Source organism: Streptomyces sp. NPDC030991 (genome assembly GCF_055571235.1).
Window position 1 is genome coordinate 217,202 of record NZ_JBVIFR010000008.1, and the last position, 18,157, is coordinate 235,358.

10 protein-coding genes are annotated in these 18,157 nt (G+C 72.9%); 2 read left to right on the forward strand and 8 right to left on the reverse strand.

Annotated elements, in window-relative coordinates; genetic code table 11:
* Window positions 1-150: 150 nt before the first annotated feature.
* On the reverse strand, window positions 151-870 hold the full coding sequence (locus tag ACZ45E_RS17670) for a hypothetical protein (protein ID WP_468221772.1): 720 nt from the start codon (window positions 868-870) through the stop codon (window positions 151-153).
* 331 nt (window positions 871-1,201) lie between these two features.
* Here ACZ45E_RS17670 and ACZ45E_RS17675 point away from each other — a divergent pair, with 331 nt between their 5' ends.
* On the forward strand, window positions 1,202-3,298 hold the full coding sequence (locus ACZ45E_RS17675) for a glycosyltransferase (RefSeq protein ID WP_468221773.1): 2,097 nt from the start codon (window positions 1,202-1,204) through the stop codon (window positions 3,296-3,298).
* A gap of 134 nt (window positions 3,299-3,432) precedes the next feature.
* A complete protein-coding gene (locus ACZ45E_RS17680) occupies window positions 3,433-4,482 on the forward strand; it encodes an LAETG motif-containing sortase-dependent surface protein (RefSeq protein WP_468221774.1) in 1,050 nt (349 codons plus the stop codon).
* 92 nt (window positions 4,483-4,574) lie between these two features.
* Here the strand turns inward: ACZ45E_RS17680 and ACZ45E_RS17685 are convergent, their stop codons facing one another.
* The 7 genes from ACZ45E_RS17685 to ACZ45E_RS17715 form a co-directional block, all read right to left on the reverse strand.
* Window positions 4,575-6,371, reverse strand: coding sequence for a GMC family oxidoreductase N-terminal domain-containing protein (locus tag ACZ45E_RS17685; RefSeq protein ID WP_468221776.1), 1,797 nt, complete (start codon window positions 6,369-6,371; stop codon window positions 4,575-4,577).
* A gap of 32 nt (window positions 6,372-6,403) precedes the next feature.
* The gene (locus tag ACZ45E_RS17690) at window positions 6,404-8,065 is read right to left on the reverse strand and encodes a succinic semialdehyde dehydrogenase (protein WP_468221777.1); all 1,662 of its coding nucleotides are present in this window, start codon (window positions 8,063-8,065) and stop codon (window positions 6,404-6,406) included.
* A gap of 135 nt (window positions 8,066-8,200) precedes the next feature.
* Window positions 8,201-9,946, reverse strand: coding sequence for a serine/threonine-protein kinase (locus tag ACZ45E_RS17695; RefSeq protein ID WP_468221778.1), 1,746 nt, complete (start codon window positions 9,944-9,946; stop codon window positions 8,201-8,203).
* Between the two features lie 80 nt (window positions 9,947-10,026).
* A complete protein-coding gene (locus ACZ45E_RS17700; protein ID WP_468221780.1) occupies window positions 10,027-11,607 on the reverse strand; it encodes a serine/threonine-protein kinase in 1,581 nt (526 codons plus the stop codon).
* 58 nt (window positions 11,608-11,665) lie between these two features.
* Window positions 11,666-13,276 (reverse strand): serine/threonine-protein kinase, encoded by a 1,611-nt coding sequence (locus ACZ45E_RS17705; protein WP_468221944.1) that lies wholly within the window; start codon window positions 13,274-13,276, stop codon window positions 11,666-11,668.
* A 123-nt stretch (window positions 13,277-13,399) separates the two neighbouring features.
* Complete coding sequence (locus ACZ45E_RS17710) at window positions 13,400-15,679, reverse strand: protein kinase (RefSeq protein WP_468221781.1); 2,280 nt, start codon at window positions 15,677-15,679, stop codon at window positions 13,400-13,402.
* 156 nt (window positions 15,680-15,835) lie between these two features.
* On the reverse strand, window positions 15,836-17,857 hold the full coding sequence (locus tag ACZ45E_RS17715) for a serine/threonine-protein kinase (RefSeq protein ID WP_468221782.1): 2,022 nt from the start codon (window positions 17,855-17,857) through the stop codon (window positions 15,836-15,838).
* Between the last annotated feature and the right edge of the window lie 300 nt (window positions 17,858-18,157).

Below are 18,157 nucleotides of genomic sequence, written 5' to 3' on the forward strand. Positions count from 1 at the left end.
GACGTCACGGTCATGCCGTACGTCGTGGGACCTCGCTCCAGTGCAGTGACCGGACGGCAGGGGACAGCAGCCCGGTCACCCAAGAGAACGGTCGGCCCCGGGGACGCCCGGGGCCGGCCGGCCTCCCACTCCGCCCGTCCCGGGCGCCGCCTACTTGCGCGCGCCGCCGGCGGCCTTCTTCACCTTGTCGATCTGCGCCTCGATGATCTCCGCGGGGACCTGGGCCTGCTTCGCGTCCACGATGTTCATGGCGTAGAAGGCGGCGAGGGTGGAGCCGCTGCGCACGATGACGTACGTCATCGGGATCGTCTCGCCGTCGACCTCGCCGGTCATCGCGTACGAGACGGCCTCGTCACCCACCGCGGGGGCCTCGCGGGGCTTGATGCCGCTGTACTTGTAGCCGGTGTGCTCGTACGCGGTGCACTTCTCGCTCGCCGTGCGCAGTTCGCCGACCACCTTCTTGGCGTCCGCCTCCTGGTGCGCGAGCAGACCCAGCTGGACGACCGTGGCGTCCGTCGCGGTGAGGCTGGTCACCGAGCGGGCCACGCGGGCGGTGGCGTCCGGCTCGGAGCCGAGCAGGAACATGTCGGCGATCGCCTGGCACTCGGACGGCTTCGCGGGCACGCTCGCGTCCGGGATCTCGTCGTCCGACACCTTGCTGACGGCGTACCCCTTCAGGTCCGCCTTGACGAGCGCGGCCTGCGTCAACTGCGCCTGGCTGAGCGGCTTCAGGGCCGGCTTCGCCGGGGCCGACGACTTCGCCGCGGGCTTGTCGTCACTCGCGTCGTCCGCCCCCGAGCACGCCGTCGTGGCGGCGAGAGCCGCCGTCACGCAGACACCGGCCAGCAGACGCCCCAGACCTGACTTCACGTTCGTTCCCCACCTCATGAGTGCACGAGCACGTCCGCCGATACGGCCGCACCGAGCCGCTATCAAAACTTGGACCTGCTGCTTTTACCAGGGCTTTGCGCCCGGCACGCGTAACGATCGGAGATCGGCGACATGGTTGTACGGCAGAGGCATGGCACATGCCACACCCGCCGCGCCACGCCGGCGAGCACCGGAGTTCGACGCCGGAAGCGCAAGCGGAACATAAGCCTCATCTTGTGACCCCTGACACATCGGGCAACTTTTACCGCCCCCCAGGTCTCAACCAGTGCGCGAGTCGGCCGTGACTCGCCTCCTGGAGGGGAGACCACACGTGAAGATCGTCTTTCTGATCAACAACGCGTACGGGATCGGCGGCACCATCCGCGCCACCGCCAACATGTCCGGCGCCCTGGCCACGCGGCACGATGTCGAGGTCGTGAGCGTGCACCGGACCGCCGACCGGACGGGGCTGCCCTTCGACCCGCTGGTGCGGATGACCACCCTGATCGACCTGCGCGAGGACAGTCCGGCGTACGCGGGCGGCGAGCCACTGGCCGCACAGCCCTGCACGATGTTCCACGAGAAGGGCACGAAGGAGGGGCGGCTGCGGTACACCGCGCTGCACGACCGGCGCATCGCCGCCTTCCTGGCGGAGACCGACGCGGACGTCGTCATCGCCACCCGCCCGATCCTCAACGGCTACCTGTCCCGCTACGGCACCGACCGCTATCTGCGCATCGGGCAGGAGCACCTCTCGCTCGCGGGCCACGCCGACGACGTGCGCCGCGACCAGAACGTGGCGATCGGGCAGCTGGACGCGTTCGTCACCGTCTCGGAGGCGGACGCCGCGCAGTACCGCGCCGCGCTGCCCCAGGTGCGTACGACCATCACCTGCGTGCCCAACGGGGTGGGGGCCGTCGACGTCCAGCCCTCGTCCCGGGACTCCAGGGTGATCGTGGCGGCCGGGCGGCTCATCCCCGTCAAGCGCTACGACCGGCTCGTCGACGCCTTCGCCAAGGTCGCGGGCGACCACCCCGACTGGACGCTGCGGCTGTACGGGCGCGGCCCCCAGAAGGCCGCACTGCGCGCACAGATCGACGGACTCGGCCTGTACGAGCGGGTGTTGATGATGGGCCCGGTCTCCCCCATCGAGACCGAGTGGGCCAAGGGCGCCATCGCGGCGGTCTCCTCCGACATGGAGTCCTTCGGCATGACCATCGTGGAGGCCATGCACTGCGGGGTGCCGGTGGTCGCCACGGACTGCCCGCACGGACCCGCCGAGATCATCACCCACGGCAAGGACGGCCTCCTCGTGCCGGTGCCGCCCCGCGACGAGGGCGACGGCGGCGACGGTGGCGTCCAGGCGTACGCCGACGCGCTCGGGCTGCTCATGGCCGACGACGAACTCCGCGACCGGCTGGGCGAGTCGGCGCGCGTCCGCGCCCAGGACTTCGCGCCCGCCACGGTCGCCCGCCGCTACGAGGAGCTGTTCCGGGAGCTGTCGGCCGGACGCCGCCGGGCGCCGGTGCGCGAACCGCGGCGCCGGTCCTGGCTGTGGCGCCTGACCAGGGCCGCCGAGCCCGTCGTGCAGCCCGGGCCGGCCGCCGAGCCCGCCCCGCAGGTCAGGCCCGTCGCGTTCGTCCGGGCCACCGCCGACGGCGGGTGCACGGTCCGGTTCGACGCGGCGACGCTGCCGCCCGGCTCCCTCGACTTCGTGGTCCGCCTGCGCAGGGACCCCAAGGGGCGGGAGATACGGGTGCCGCTGCCCGAGGTCACCACCGCACCGGACCTCGACGCGATCGCCGTCACCCTCACGCCCGACGACCACGTCCTCCCCGAGGGCCGCTGGGACTGCTACGTCGCCCGCCGCGGCACCGACCGGCGCGTCCGCCTGGTCTGCGGCCTCGCCGAGCGCGCCCGGCGGGTGGGCGCCGCACCGCGCACCGGCCCCGAGGGCGCGGCGGCCTGGCTGCCGTACGCCACCGTCGACGGCTTCCTCGCGCTGCGCGCCTGGCAGCGCCCCGCGCACGCCGAGGTGGTCCGCGTCGAGCTGGACGAGGAGAGCGTCACGATCGGCGCCGGGCTCTACGCCACGCGGGCCTCGCTCGACGGGGCGCGCGTGGTGGCCGTCTCGCGCACGGGCGAGGCCCAGGACTTCTCGGTGCCGGTGACCCGCGTCGGCGACGAGGGCTTCGAGTTCACGCTGCCCTACGCGGAGGCGGCCGGGCGGCGCAGGACCGAGCGCGACCACTGGGATCTGCGGCTGCACTTCGCCACGCCCGACCCGGCCCCGGTGCCGCTCGGCCGGATCGGCGGCGACATCGTCGACCGGAACAAGACCGACCTGTTCCCCGAACGCGGCGGCCAGGGCGTGCGCGTGTACGTCACGGCCGCCAACGATCTGGCACTGAGCGCCCACACACAGTGATCCAGTTCACATAAAGATCAGGTGAGGTCCAGGACAACCATGTCCGCCCATCGCGGGTCACATGTTCTGAATCAACGGCCACACCCGCGACCGCCACCGCGGAGGCCCCCACTTCGTATCTGATCGAGGTCCAGATGAAGCTTCGCCGCGCACTGGTGACGGCGGCCGCCACGGCCGCCATAGCCCCGATCGCTCTGCTCTCCGCTCCGGCCGCATTCGCCGCGGGGACCCCGGGCCCCACCAGCGCGGTTGTCGAGCCCGACCCGTCGGCGTCGCAGACCGGCTCCACGGAGACGCCCGCGACGGGCACCCCCGAGACCACCGCGCCGGAGACCGGGGACCCCGAGGAAGGCGGCAGCAGCACGCCGGACCCGGACGCCACCACCACGGCGCCGGAGACCGGGGACGAGACGCCGCCCCCGACCTTGCCGGACCCGACCGACACCGAGACGGACCCGTCCTCCCCGGACCCGTCCGACTCGGACGAGCCCGGCGACGACGAGGAGTGCACGGACTACGCGGAGAGCCCCGACACCCTCGCCGAGCTGCGCGATCTGCCGTCGAAGATCGTCGCGGGCGACGGCTGGCACGGCTTCACGTTCCGCGTCACGAACAAGACGGACGTGGCCTTCGAGTCGGTCTCCGCGGACCTGTATGCCTTCGCTTACGCGTACGACCAGGACACCACGGACATCGCCAAGTACCTGCACGTCCAGTACTCCGACGCGGCCGGCTGGCACGACCTCGACACCAGCGTCTACGCCGAGGACGCCCTGTCGTTCGGCGACGCGGGGGCCATCGCGCCGGGCAAGCACGCCGATGTCAAGCTGCGCATCAAGGCCGACGCCAAGGCCCCGGCCGGGGTCGGCGGCTCGCTCGCCTTCGCCACGAGCGTGAACACGGACGGCCTCTGCGGCTTCAGCGTCGCCGACGACCAGGAGTACAGCTTCGAGATCCTGGCCGCGGGCACCAAGCCGGGCACGATCACGCCGGCCACGAGCGCGCCGCGCCCGAGCAACACCCCGGCCCCGCAGTCCAGCAGCACCCCGCTCGCGGGCTCACTGGCCGCGACCGGCTCCAACTCGATGCTGCCGACCCTCGGCCTCGTCGGCGGCGTCGCCGTCGTCGCCGGTGCCGGTGTCGTCTACTCCGTGCGTCGCCGCAAGGTGAGCAACGAGGCGTAAGCGCCTCGCACGCACGCACGCGAAGGACCCGCACTCGGAGGGGGGTGCGGGTCCTTCGCGTGCGACAACCGTGCCGTCGGCGCTCGTCGCGGCTACCCCTCCTTGGCGGGCACCGCCGGAATCCCCAGGAACGGCAGCTTCAGCGCGCCGAACGCCTCCGCGGGGACGACCGGGCTCCTCGGCTCGACGGGCGCGAGCCGCACGTACGCCGTCCCGGCCCGCGGGCGCGGATCGTCCTCGCCCTTGTTCGGCCAGTACGACATCGCGCGCTCGGCCTGCGCCGTGATCGTCAGGGACGGGTTCACGCCGAGGTTCGCGGAGACCGCGGCGCCGTCCACGACGGAGATGCCCGGGTGCCCGTAGAGCCGGTGGTACGGGTCGATCACCCCGGTGGCGGCGCTGTCGCCGATGGGGCAGCCGCCGAGGAAGTGGGCGGTCAGCGGGGTACCCATCAGCTCGCCGACGTTCGACCCCGCGAAGCCGTTGATCTCCGCGGCGATGGCGGCGGCGCCCTGCGAGGCCGCCTTGATCTGCTTCGGGTTGGGGGCGCCGTGGCCCTGCCCCGCGGTGAGCAGGCCCTTGCCGACGCCGTCCGGCTTCAGGTACGTGGTCAGCGAGTTGTCCAGGGACTGCATGACCAGGCCGATGATGGTCCGCTCCGACCAGCGGCGGTTGGAGAGGGAGCGCATCATCAGGCTCGGGTGCTTCGCCACGTTCACCAGCCAGCCCGCGACCCGCGACGACCTCTCCGCGTAGGGCACCTGGAGGATGGACAGGCCGCCCATCGCGTTCGAGCCCTTGCCGTAGCGGACCGGCTCGATGTGCGTGTTGGCGTCCGGGTGGATGGACGAGGTGATCGCGACACCCTTGGTGAAGTCGACCTTCGCCGCGCCGTGCCGCTTGCGGTAGCGCCGGTCGGTGGTCTGCGCGCCCACCAGGGCCTCGGAGTTGGTACGGGTCAGCTCGCCCAACCTGGCTGATATGTGCGGCAGTTGACCGCTCGCCTTCATGCGGTGCAGCAGCGTCTGCGTCCCGTACGTACCCGCCGCGACGACGACCTGGCGGGCCCTGAAGACACGGCCCGACGCCTTCCGGTCGTCGGTGGGCAGCGTCGCGATCGCGTAGCCGCCCTGCGAGTCGTCGGTCACGGAGACCACGGTCGTCATCGGGTGGACGACCGCGCCCGCCTTCTCGGCGAGGTACAGGTAGTTCTCGTTGAGGGTGTTCTTCGCGCCGTGCCGGCAGCCCGTCATGCACTCACCGCATTCGGTGCACGCCTTGCGGGCCGGACCGGCCCCGCCGAAGTACGGGTCCTCGACCTGCTGCCCCGGCCGCGCCTTCACCTCGTCGCGGCCGTCGGCGTCGTCCCCGTCGCCGAAGAACACGCCGACCGGCGCCATGTGGAAGGTGTCGCCGATGCCCATGGACTGCGCGGCCGCCTTCAGATGGACGTCGGCCGGGGTCATCGTCCTGTTGAGCCGCACACCGAGCATCCGCCGCGCCTGGTCGTAGTACGGCTTCAGCTCCTCCTCCCAGTCCGCGATCTCCTTCCACTGGGGGTCCTCGAAGAACGGCTTCGGCGGTACGTACAGGGTGTTGGCGTAGTTGAGCGAGCCGCCGCCGACCCCGGCGCCGGCCAGCACCATCACATTGCCGAGCAGGTGGATGCGCTGGATGCCGTACATGCCGAGCTTCGGCGCCCACAGGTAGTTCTTCACGTCCCAGGAGTTCTTCGGGAGCGTGCCGGGGGCGAACCGGCGGCCCGCCTCCAGGACACCGACCCGGTACCCCTTCTCGGTCAGCCGCAGGGCGGACACCGATCCGCCGAAGCCCGAGCCGATGACCACCACGTCGTAGTCGTGGCCGTGGTCGTTGCCGTCCTGAGTCACGTACGCGTTCTCCTTCGAACGATCGACGACTCCTACTTGAGCCGGAGCTTCTTCATCAGACCCAGGCTGCGCGTCATGAACTGGGCGTACTTCTCGTCGTCCATGCCGAAGGAGGGCGCCATCGGCATCAGACGCTGGTGCGCGACGGTCTGCGCCTCGGTGTACTTCAGGAGGCCCTCGGAGCCGTGGCGGCGGCCGAGCCCGGAGTCCTTCATGCCGCCCATCGGCGACTGGACGCTGCCGTACGCGGGCGCGTAGCCCTCGTTGATGTTCACGGTGCCGGTACGCAGCCGGGCCGCGACCTCGTGGCCGCGCTTGGCGTCCTTCGTCCACACCGACGAATTGAGGCCGTACGGCGTCGCGTTGGCGAGGGCGATGACCTCGTCCTCATCGGTGAAGCGGTAGACGGAGACGACCGGGCCGAAGGTCTCCTCGGTGCAGACGGCCATCGGCGCCTGGACCCCGTCCAGGATGGTCGGCTCGAAGAAGTACGGGCCGATGTCGGGGCGCGCCACGCCACCGGCGACGAGCGTGGCGCCCTTGGCGACGGCCTCCTCGACGTGGGCCTTGACGGTCGCCAACTGCCGTTCGCCGACGAGCGATCCCATGTCGGCGCCGTAGGCGAGCGACGTGCCGAGCCGCATCGCCCTGGTGCGGGCGGCGAACCGCTCGACGAAGGCGTCGGCGACCGACTCGTGGACGTACAACCGCTCGATGGATATGCACAGTTGGCCCGCCGAGGAGAAGCAGGCGCGGACGGCGCCCGCCGCGGCCTTCTCCACGTCGGCGTCCTTGAGCACCAACATGGCGTTCTTGCCGCCGAGTTCGAGCGAGACGCCGACCAGCCGGGCGGCGGCCCCCTGGGCGACCTCGCGGCCGGTGCGGGTGGAGCCGGTGAAGGAGACGTAGTCGGCGTGCCTGACCAGCTCGGGGCCCACGACCGGGCCTTCGCCGAGCACGACCTGGAAGACCTCGGCGGGCAGCCCCGCCTCGATCAGGAGGTCGCGGGCCCACAGGGCGGTCAGGCAGGTCTCCGTGTCGGGCTTCATGACCACGGCGTTGCCCGCGACGAAGGCGGGCAGCGCGTCACCGACGGAGAGCTCCAGCGGGTAGTTCCAGGGCGCGATCTGGCCCACGACGCCGCGCGGCTGGCGCAGCTCGGTCACCTTGGTGAGGGTGGGGACCGCGCCGGTGTGCCGCTTGGGCTTCAGGTACGAGGGGGCCTTGCGGCCGTAGTGGCGGGCCGCGACGGCGACGGCCTGCACCTCCTCGTGGGCGTGCAGCCGGGCCTTGCCGGTCTCCAGCTGGATCAGGTCGAGCACCTCGGCCTGGCGGGCCAGGACCAGGTCGTGGAAGCGCAGCAGCACGGCGGCGCGGTGGCGCACCGGGGTCCTCGCCCACACGTCCTGGGCGGCGCGGGCGCGGTCGAAGGCCGTCGCCACGTCCTCGGGCGTCGACTCCGGCAGGTCGGCCAGCTTCTCGCCGGTGAACGGCGTGTGGTTCGCCGTCCGCCCGGAGCCGACCACGCCCCGGGTGAGCTGGGCGATCAGCTCGGGCGTGACCACGTCGGCAGCGGTGCGCGCGCCCTGGGGCGCGGCGGCCGTCGGGTTGGTGCCGGCCGGCGCCGCGGTGGCCGCGCTCTCGGGGCTCGCTGCGTCTTCTGCGTTCTCGGGGGTGGCCTGCGACTCCGTCATGGAGGGGAGCGTATGCCGAAGCGGACGCTTTCGGTACCCATCGGTAACGGGCTTTCACCGAGTACACACACCGCGCCAGTGATCGCTGGCAGCAAAGCCGCTGATCAGGGGCTTTGCGGGGCCGTCCAAGGAATCTCAGGACTCCCCGGCAATGTCCAGGTTGGCGAGGACGTCATCGGCGACCTCGCGGCCCCGGTCGGTGAAGTCGCCCTTGCCCGGGTAGCTGATCGACACCCGGTACATGTCACCGGCCTTGTTCTTGTAGTAGAAGAACCGGATCTCGCGCGGCCGGGGGTTCTCGGTGTCGTCCGTCTTGTAGGCGACGGTGTTCTGCGCGGCGTCCTGCTCCTTGAACTTGGCGTCGTCGTCCGGCGCGGTCGTCGCGCCCTCCGGCATGTCGAGGCTTGAGTCGCCGGAGTCCTTGAACTTGGTGTCGTCGTCGTACATCTGGGCGCGGGCGGAGCCCTTGATCTCGTTCAGGGCGTCGTCCTTCTTGCGCGCCACATTCACGCCGATCCAGACGCTGCCGCTCCAGTCGGTGTACGTCACCCAGTTCTTGTCGGTGTCGGTCTCGGTGGGCCGGCCGGTCTGGTACTCCTCCGGGACCGCGACCGTGACCCCGAGCGCCTTCTCCGGGCGTTTCTCCCAGCCGTCCGGCAGCGGCCCGGCGAACGGCTCCGCGACCACCAGGTACGCCGCCGCGGCCAGGACCACGACACCCACCCCGATCCCCGTCAGCGCCTTGCGGCCGAGCCGCAACCCGCCCTGGGCGGAGCCGATCCGCACGACCTGGGTGGGCTCCGGGGCGGGCGGCTCGGCGGCCCGCTCCAAGAGCGCGCGCACCTGGGCCGCGTTCGGGCGCCGCGCCGGGTCCTTCTGGAGCAGCCCGTTGATCACGTCGGCCAGCGGGCCCCGCGCGGCGGCGGGCGCGGCCGGGGTCGCGTTCAGCACGGACTGGAGCGTGGCGGGCGTGTTGCTGCGGCGGAACGGGGAGACGCCCTCCGTCGCCGCGTACAGGACGACGCCCAGCGACCACAGGTCGGAGGCAGGACCCGGGCGCTGCCCCAACACCCTTTCCGGGGCGATGAATTCGGGCGAGCCGACGAAGCCGCCGGTGTCGGTCAGACTGGTCTCGCCCTCGACCTGGGCGATACCGAAGTCGGTGAGGATCACCCGGTCGTGCCGGCCGAGCATGACGTTGTCCGGCTTCACGTCGCGGTGCAGGATGCCCGCGGCGTGCGCGGCCTCCAGGGCGCCGAGCACCTCGAGTCCGACGCGGGCGGCGTCGCGCGCGCCCAGCGTGCCCTCCTGGAGCGCGGCGCCGAGCGAGCGGCCCTGCACGAACTCCATGACGATCCACGGCTGTCCGTCCTCGACGGCGACGTCGTGCACGTTGACCACCGCCGGGTGGTCGAGCCGGGCCGCGGCCCGCGCCTCGCGCCGCATCCGCTCGAAGACGTTCGCCCGCTCCCGGTCCGGCAGGTGGTCCGGCACCCGGGGTTCCTTGACGGCGACCTCACGGCCCACCGTCTCGTCCTCGGCCCGCCACACGGTGCCCATGCCGCCGTGCCCGAGCTTGCTCAGCAACCGGTAGCGCCCGGCCACCAGGCGGCCCGCGCCCGGGTCCGGCTGCCCCGGCACGACCTGCGTCGGCTCCGGCCGCTGCTGCTGGTGCGGTTGCTGGTGTGGTTGCGGTTGCTGGTGTGGTTGCGGTTGCTGGTGCGGCTGTTGCTCCGGCGACCGGTGCGACTGGGCGGGCGGGGCGGCCGCCGCGTACGGGTTTCCCTCGTGCGGCACGTGGGCGGGCCCCGGCCGCGGTGGCTGGAGACCGAAGCTGGTGGGTTCGTTCGGGCCGTAGGAGGTGCCCCCGTTGTCACTCATGGGTCCATCCCTACCGTGCGGGCGCCCCCCGGTTCCACCCGGGTCACGGAGTTGTGACCGCCCTGGTGCCGCACCGGTCATCATTCCCCCGCAGAAGGGGCGAAGGTGTCGACGGCGGCATCGAAGTACGCGCGGGCCTCGTCGACCCTGCCGACCGGCGCCGACACCCACACGTCGTACATCCGGCCGTCCTCCTCCCAGCACAGGTCGACGGTGTGCCGGGGCCCCTCGGCGGTGCTGAAGCCGTCCCAGGTGAACTCCCACAGCGCGGCGTCGTGCTCGTCGTGCGAGGTGTCGGTGACCTTCCCGCCCCGGTACCCGGGGTTGGTGCGCGGCCCCGCGGCGGCGGCCCTGCGCTGCGCGCCGGCGGGCCCCCCGCTCTGCGGCGCGGAGCTGCGCACACCGATGCGGAAGGTCTCGCCCGGCGACATGTAGAACACCCGCGGCCCGTCGAGCGAGCGGGTGAACCCTTTCGGCACGGCGAGAGCGAACCCCTTCGGATCCTCGACGGTCCGGTACCCGGGCGGCGCCGTGGGCCGCGGCGTCGCGGTGCGGGTCTCCTCCCGGGTGACGGTCACGGTCGGGGTGGGCGAGGCCGGCGCCGTCCCCGTGCGCGAGGGCCCCGACGCCGAACTGGGGGGCCGCTGCGGCGCGTTGTCGTCCCGTCCGGCGAGCAGCGCGGCGGCGGAGATCCCGGCCCCGGTGACCGCCGCGACGAGGGCCGCGGCCACCAGCAGCACCCGCGTCGGTATCCGCTGCCTGCGCACCACGACCGCGTCCGCCATGGTCGGCGAGTACGGCGCGTGCGGCGGCGCCGGCTGCGGGGTCGCGCCCGTGGCCACGTAGGCGCGCAGCAGCCGCTCGGCCTCGTCGATGCCCATGCGCCGGTCGGGCACCCGCTCCAGCAGGCCCCTGACCACCGGGAGCAGCGGGGTCGTCTCGGCCGGCGGGCGGATCTCCTCGTACACGACGGCGTGCAGGATGCCGCCGAGCGAGTCGCGCCGGAACGGGGACTCCCCGGCCAGCGCGGCGCAGAGCAGCGCGCCGAGCGACCACAGGTCGGCCCCGGCGCCGGTCCTGTCCCCCGCCATCCGCTCCGGCGCGGTGTACTCGGGCGATCCGACGAAGCCGCCGGTCTCGGTCAGCGTGGTGGCGCCCTCGACCTGGGCGATCCCGAAGTCGGTGAGCACGATCCGCCCGGTGCCCGACTCCAGGAGGACGTTCGCGGGCTTGAGGTCCCGGTGCAGCACCCCGGCGGCGTGGGCGACGCGCAGCGCGCCGAGCAGCGCCAGCCCGATCCGCGCGGCCTGCACGGCGTCGACGGGCCCCTGCTCCGCGATCCGGTCGGCGAGCGATCCGCCGTCCACCAGGTCCATCACGATGTACGGGTGCCCCTCGTGCAGCACCACGTCGTGCACGACGATGATGTTCGGGTGCCGCAACTGGGCGACGGCCCGCGCCTCGCGGAGCATCCGCTCCCGCTGCTGGTCCGCCTCGGCCGCGGAGAGCGTCTGGTCGACGGCCAGCTCTTTGACGGCGACCTGTCGCGCGAGCAACGTGTCGGTGGACCGCCAGATGACCCCCATGCCGCCTCGGCCGATCACGGCTTCAAGCCGGTAACGCCCGCCGATCATACGGGCGTTGGCCCCCTCGGTCCCCATGCGCCCCATCATGCCGCACCCTCGCGGGCCGGGACTGTCCGGTTCCGGTCAGCAACGGTTACGGAGCGGGCTGCCACCCTCGCAGTATGGCGTCGAACTGCTCCCGCGCCCCGTCCCATTCGGCCGCGGGTACGGACAGGTAGATGGCGTACTCCGTGCCGTCCGCCTCCCGGTACGTCTCCTCGATCGCGTGCCGCGGCCCTGACGTCGTGTCCTGGTTCCCGGCCGTCCAGGTGAACTCCCAGAGCGACCCCGGCCGGTCCCGGAACGTGTTGGAGTCGAGCGCCACCCGCTGGTAGTCGGGGAGCTTGGCCCGCAGGTTCTTCTCCAGGTCCAGCTGGTGCTGGTAGGAATCCGGCCACTGCGAGGCCTTGTCGACGGCGATGCGGACGAACCGCTGCCCGCCGTCGGGCGTGTAGTCGATCTGCGCCCCGTTCGCCTGCCGCTTCCAGCCGGGCGGCAGCCGCAGGCTGAACCCCTCGATGTCGTCGACCCGCTCCCAGTCGTCGGGTATCGCCCCGGCCGCGGTCCCCTGCTTCTCCTTCTCGCCGGACCCGCTCCCGCCGGACCCGCTCCCGCCGGATCCGCCGCCCTCGACGCTCTGGCCCGCCGCGGTCCCGCCGGTGTCGTCCCGGCCGTCCGCGAAGTACTTCACCGCCGTCAGCGCGCCGCCTCCCGCGATGACCAGGACCCCGATCACGGCGGCCAGCACCCGGGGCCAGCGCCGCCGGGCGGCCGGTGCGGGAGCGGGCGGTACGGGCCCCGGCGGCGTCACGGTCGTGGCGGTCTGCGACGGCCTGCCCTGCCCCGGCACGTGCACCTGCGTCGGTACGTACGCCTGCGCCGCGCTGGCGCGCCGCCCCTCCGCGGCCTCGGCGAGCATCACCTCGGCCTCGTCGGCGGTGGGCCGGGCGGCCGGGTCCTTGCGCAGCAGGGCGCTGATCACCGGCCCCATCGCCCCGGCGTACTCGGGGACTTCGGGCTCGTCCTCGATGACGGCCTGCATCGTGCTGATCGGCGACGTGCGCCGGAAGGGCGAGACGCCCTCGATGGCCGTGTACAGGGTGGCGCCCAGCGCCCACAGGTCGGAGGCGGGTCCCGGCTCGGCCCCGCTCACCCGCTCCGGGGCGAGATAGTCCACGGAGCCCACGATCTCGCCGGTCCGCGTGATGGTCGAGTCGCCCTCGACCTGGGCAATCCCGAAGTCGGTCAGCTTGACCCGGCCGTCCCTGGCCAGCAGCACGTTGCCCGGCTTCACATCGCGGTGCAGCACCCCGGCGTCGTGCGCGGCGCGCAGCGCCCGCAGCGTCCACAGGCCGATGCGCGCGGCCTCGGTGGGCACGATACGGCCGTGCTCCTTGACGGCGTCGGCGAGCGAGGGTCCCTCGACCAACTCCATGACGATCCACGGCCGGTCGTCGTGTTCCAGCACGTCGTGCACGGTGACGACGGCCGGGTGGTTGATGCGTGCGGCGGCCCGCGCCTCCGTCTGCGTACGCGCGAGCAGGATCGCCCGGTCGGCCTCGGCCACCCACTGAGCGGCCGTCAGCTCCTTGACGGCGACCGCCCGGTGCAGCACTTCGTCATGGGCGCTCCACACGCGGCCCATGCCGCCGCGGCCGATCGATTCACCGAGCCGGTAACGGCCCGCGAGGAGCTGGCCCTGCATCTGATTCACGTTCCCACCCATGGTCTTGACAGGGCCACACTAGGGAGCGGGCGCCTCCCAAGGAACAGGCGGGGTGCCATGGAGACAGCACTGTGACGCGTGTCGCGTCCGGTACCTCCCGTTTCAGCCGCCGTACTCGTAAGTAGCCGACGCCTGGTCGTACAGCCGCGTCACTTCATCGCGCTCCGCCTCCGGACCACGTACCTGCACGACGTGATACTTCCCGCCGACGACCATGGCCAGATTGCGTACGAACACCTCGCGCCCGTCCGAGCCCTGCCAGGTGAACTGCCCCTCGGCCATGGGCCGTCCGCCGACGTCGATGGACTTCATCCCGCTCGACGTGGCCCAGGTCGAATCGCGGAACGGCTGGAGTTCGCGCTCGTCCTCCCGCTGGTACTTCATCGGGTCCCTGCCGTACGAGGCGGTGGAGTCCCGGCCGGGGACGAGGAGGAGCTCGAAGTTCCCGTGCGTGTAGCGGACCTGGCCCCGCCCGTTCTTCGACTGGCGCTGCCAGCCCTTGGCGACGGCGACCTCGAAGCCCTCGGGGTCCTTGCGGAGCGTGAACCCGGCGGCGACGTCGGACTGCGGCTCGGTGCTCGACGGGTCGGAGCTGCTCCTGCCGTCGGGGGTCGCGGAGGGCTTCGGGGCGGGCGGCTTCCCGTCGCCCTTGCCCTCGGACGCGGACGGCGAACGCGCCGGCGCCCCGCCCACCGAGCCGGCCTTCTCCTTCGTCCCCGCGCCGGTCTCGTCCTTCGGCATGAAGACCATCGCGTACGCCACCGCGCCGACGAGTCCGAGCAGTACCAGCACCAGCAGCCACCGGCCGAGCGACCCGGCCCGCCGCTCCCGGCCCGCCGCGCGCGGCGCCTGCTGCACCCGCTCGGCCCGCAGCTCCTCCCGGGCCCGGGGCGGCTTCGGTGCCTTCAGTGCTTTTGGCGCCTTGGGCGCCTTGGGCGCCCGCTGCGCCCTGGGTGCCCGCTCGACGCGGCCGCGCCGATGCCGGGCGCGTCTGCGGACCAGCTCACCCCGGCGCCGCACGATCGGCAGCCGGGCCGCGTCGAAGGGCGGCGCGGGCACGACGTTCACGCCCGCCTCCGGCTCCGGCGCGGACCGCACCAACGAGCGCAGCCAGCCCCGCAGTTCCTCGAAGTCGAGCCGCTCGGTCGGGTCCTGCCGCAGCAGGGACTCCACCACGGGCCGCAGCGGCCCGCACTCCTCGGCGAACGCGGGCGGCTCCGCGCACACCATCTGCACGAGCTCCGGCGTGGACTCCTCCGGGTACGGGGCATGCCCCTGCACGGCCCGGAAGAGCAGCGCCCCGAGCGCCCACAGATCGGTGGCGGGCCCCACGGGCGCCGCCAACTGCCAGCTGTCCTGCACGGGATAGGCCTGCTCGGGCGCCCACCGCTCGGTGACGGGCCCGACCACGGTCATCCGCACCTGCCGGGCCCGCTCGGCGGCGACACCGCTGAGCCCGCTCCCGGACCCGGCCGGCGCCGCCCCGTCCGACGCGGGCGCGGGGCCGGCCTCCCCGGCGACCAGTTCGTTCCACCGGGCGGGCCGCACCGCGGAGTCGGCGGGGGCACCGCCCTCGACCTCACGAAGGGGCCGGGGCGCGGCCCCGTGCCAGGACTCCCCGCCCGCGGCGGCCCGTGCCCCCGCGCGGTACGCGGCGATGGCCCCCGCCCTGGCGGCGCGGTAGTCCCCGGGGTCCGGCGCGACATCCGGCGCGGGCAGCGGTGCGGGGAGGTGAGCCACCTGGGGCCCGGCCGCCTCCACCCCCGCCCCGAACTCCGGCTCCTCCGCGAACGGCTGGGGCCGCGGGTCGTACCCGCACAGGGCCTCCTCGGCGGCGCCCGCGGCCATCCCGGTCAGCACGACCCGCCCGTCGTCGCAGACCAGCACGGTCCGGGCGGTGATGTTCCGGTGCACCCAGCCGTGCGCGTGCAGCGCCCGTAAGGCGGTCAGTACGTCGGAGGCGATCTCGGCGGCCCGGTACGGGCTCAGCGGCGCCTCGGCCAGCACCGCGGCGAGCGGCCGCGCCGCGACGACCTCGCTCACCACCCACAGCGACCCGCCCTCGGCGAACACGTCGAAGACCTGGTCGAGCCGGGGGTGGTCGGGTATCTGCGCGGCGGCCTGCGCGGCCTCGATGGCCCGCGCCACGGCGGGCTCGGCGGAGTGCCGGGCGGCGCCGGGCCTGAACCCGGCCGGCAGCCCGTCCGCGTCGAGCACCTCGGCCTCGACGACCTCCGGCAGCGGCACCTGCCGGACGAGGACCTCCTGCCCGCTGTACGTGTCGAAGGCGCGGCTCTCCGCGAACTCGAACTCGTAGGCGTCGGAGGCCGGTACGGGGAGGCGGTACCGGTCGGCGAGCACCCGTCCCGCGTACTCGTCCACGACGCCTCCCCAGCTCCGCCCTGCGGTCAAATCCGTTCGCTGTGTGCCCAGTTATACGAACTGTTGCGTCACGACGCCTCCTGATACGGCTGCGTACGGTCCGCAAGCACTCACGATACGTGCCGAAGGGCCTCCGGGTTCAGGACTCGTGAGCTTTCACGACTTGGGCTTGAAGGACTGGGTGAACGTCTTCCATGTCGACTTGCGCTGCGCGCCGTTCCAGTCGGCGTCCTTCGCGGTGTACATCAGTCCGTACCCCTGCGAACCGCTGACCACGAAACCCCGGTCCGTCGAGTGGTACTTGGTGCCCCCGTCGACGTACGTGAACTCCCAGTCGGCGGTCTTCCAGCCGCGGTAGTCGACCGCCGCTATGCGGATGCGGTCGTACTGGGCACGCCGCATGTAGTTCTCCTGGTTCTGCCAGTCCTTGACCGGGTCGGACTTGGGCGTGCCGGTCCAGCCGACCAGCAGCTTCTGTCCGTCCGGGCCGGCGAAGCGCGCCCCGGCGGCACTGGTGGAGGCGTACTTCCACCCCTTGGGCAGATCGATCGCGAAGCCCTGGGCGTGCTTGTACGTCGTCGCGTCGGCGTCGGTGCCGGAGCCGTCGCTGCTGGGCGAGGCGCCCTGGCCGGTGGCGGATGCCCCGCCCTCGTTCTCGTCCGGCTCGTTCTCGTCGGGTTCGTTCTCGTCCTCGCTCGAACCCTTGCCCTTGTCCTGGCCCGTGCCCGCGCCCTTGCCCTTGTCGGCGGAGCCGGTGGCCCCGGCGGAGACGGCCTTGTCACCGCCCTTGGCCCCGCTGCCGCTGTCGTCACCGCCGCTGAGGGAGACCGCGAGGATGACGCCGATGACGACGAGCGCCACGACGGCCGCGATGATCACGAGCGTGCGGCGCGGCACGACATCGGTGATCGACGCCTTGGTGGCGGGGGTGCGCGGCGGCCCGCCCGGCTGGGCCGGGATCCGTCCGGACGACGCCGGCGCGGAGGCGGACGCGACGGGCGCGGCCGGCTTCTCGCGGGCCGCCGTGGCGGCAGCGGCGGCCTTGCGCACCGACTTGAGCGCGCCCCGCAGCTTCTCCGCCGCCTCCTCACCCTTGGCGGCGACGGCCGCACCGCCCTTGCCCTGCGCCCTCTCGGAGCGGGGCAGCGGCGGCAGCGGCACGACCTTGGTGGCGTCGACCGGCTCCGGCTCGGGGGCCCGCTTCGGCTCGGGCGCGTGGATGACGTCGGTCAGCAGCGCGCGGGCGCCCGCGTCGTCGAGGCGCTGCGCCGGGTCCTTGGCGAGCAGCCCGTAGATCACCTGCTCCAGCGGGCCCGCGTTCTTCGGCGGGTCGACCGGCTCGGTCATCACGGCGGTCAGCGTCGCGATCGCCGAGCCCTTGTCGTACGGGGGCACGCCTTCCACGGCCGCGTACAGCAGGCCGCCGAGCGACCACATGTCGGCGGCGGGGCCCGGCTTGTGCCCCCGGGCCCGCTCGGGCGAGATGTAGGAGGGCGCGCCGACGAGCATGCCGGTGGAGGTGATGGAGGGGTCGCCCTCGACCTGGGCGATGCCGAAGTCGGTCAGCACGACCCGGCCGTCCTCGGCGATCAGCACGTTGGACGGCTTCACGTCGCGGTGCAGGATGCCTTCCCGGTGCGCCGAGCGCAGCACGTCGAGCACGGCGAGCCCGACCTCCGCGGCGCGCTTGGGTTCGAGCAGCCCGTCCTCGCGCACGGCCTCGGCGAGGGACTTGCCCTCGACGAGCTCCATGACGATCCACGGCCGGTCGTCCTCGTCGACGACGTCGAAGACGGTGACGGCCCCGTTGTTGCGGATCCGGGCGATCGCCTTCGCCTCGCGCAGGGTCCGGGTGATGAGGCGCCGCTTCTCCTCGTCGTCGATGCTCGACGGGAAGCGCAGCTCCTTCACCGCGACCGTGCGCCCGAGCGTCTCGTCCTTGGCCCGCCAGACGGTGCCCATGCCGCCCCGGCCGAGCACGTCGCCGAGGCGGTACCGCCCGGCGAGCAGCCGCCCGGTCCCTTTCCCGCCGGTCGTGTCCTGGCCGGTGGAGGAGTCCCGGTCGGAGGGCCCCTGCCCGTCCCGATCGTCGCGTACGCCCTGAACGTCCTGCGCGGACGAGTCCTGACGAGCGTTCTTGCCTTGACGGGTCTCGCCCGCCCGCTCCGCCTCCGACATGCGTCCCCTCTGCAACCCGCCCTGACAGAGCCTTCATTGTCCCCTACGCGAGGACCGTCCGACGCCCAGGGTCACCCCAGTGGCGCCGTTCCCGGTTACGTCCCGCTCTGTCTGAATCCGGGCAGCACGCCACCCGTTGATCCTTCTGTGGAGGCCACTCTTCCGTTGCTCGTCACCAAGGGCAAGGCCCTGGGGATGACCCTCCTGATCACCGGAGGAACAGTGGCCCGCTCCATCCCCACGGGCCCCTGCTCTCGCGGGGCGGTCCGACGGCTCCTCAAAGGGCGGGCGCGGGGTGCG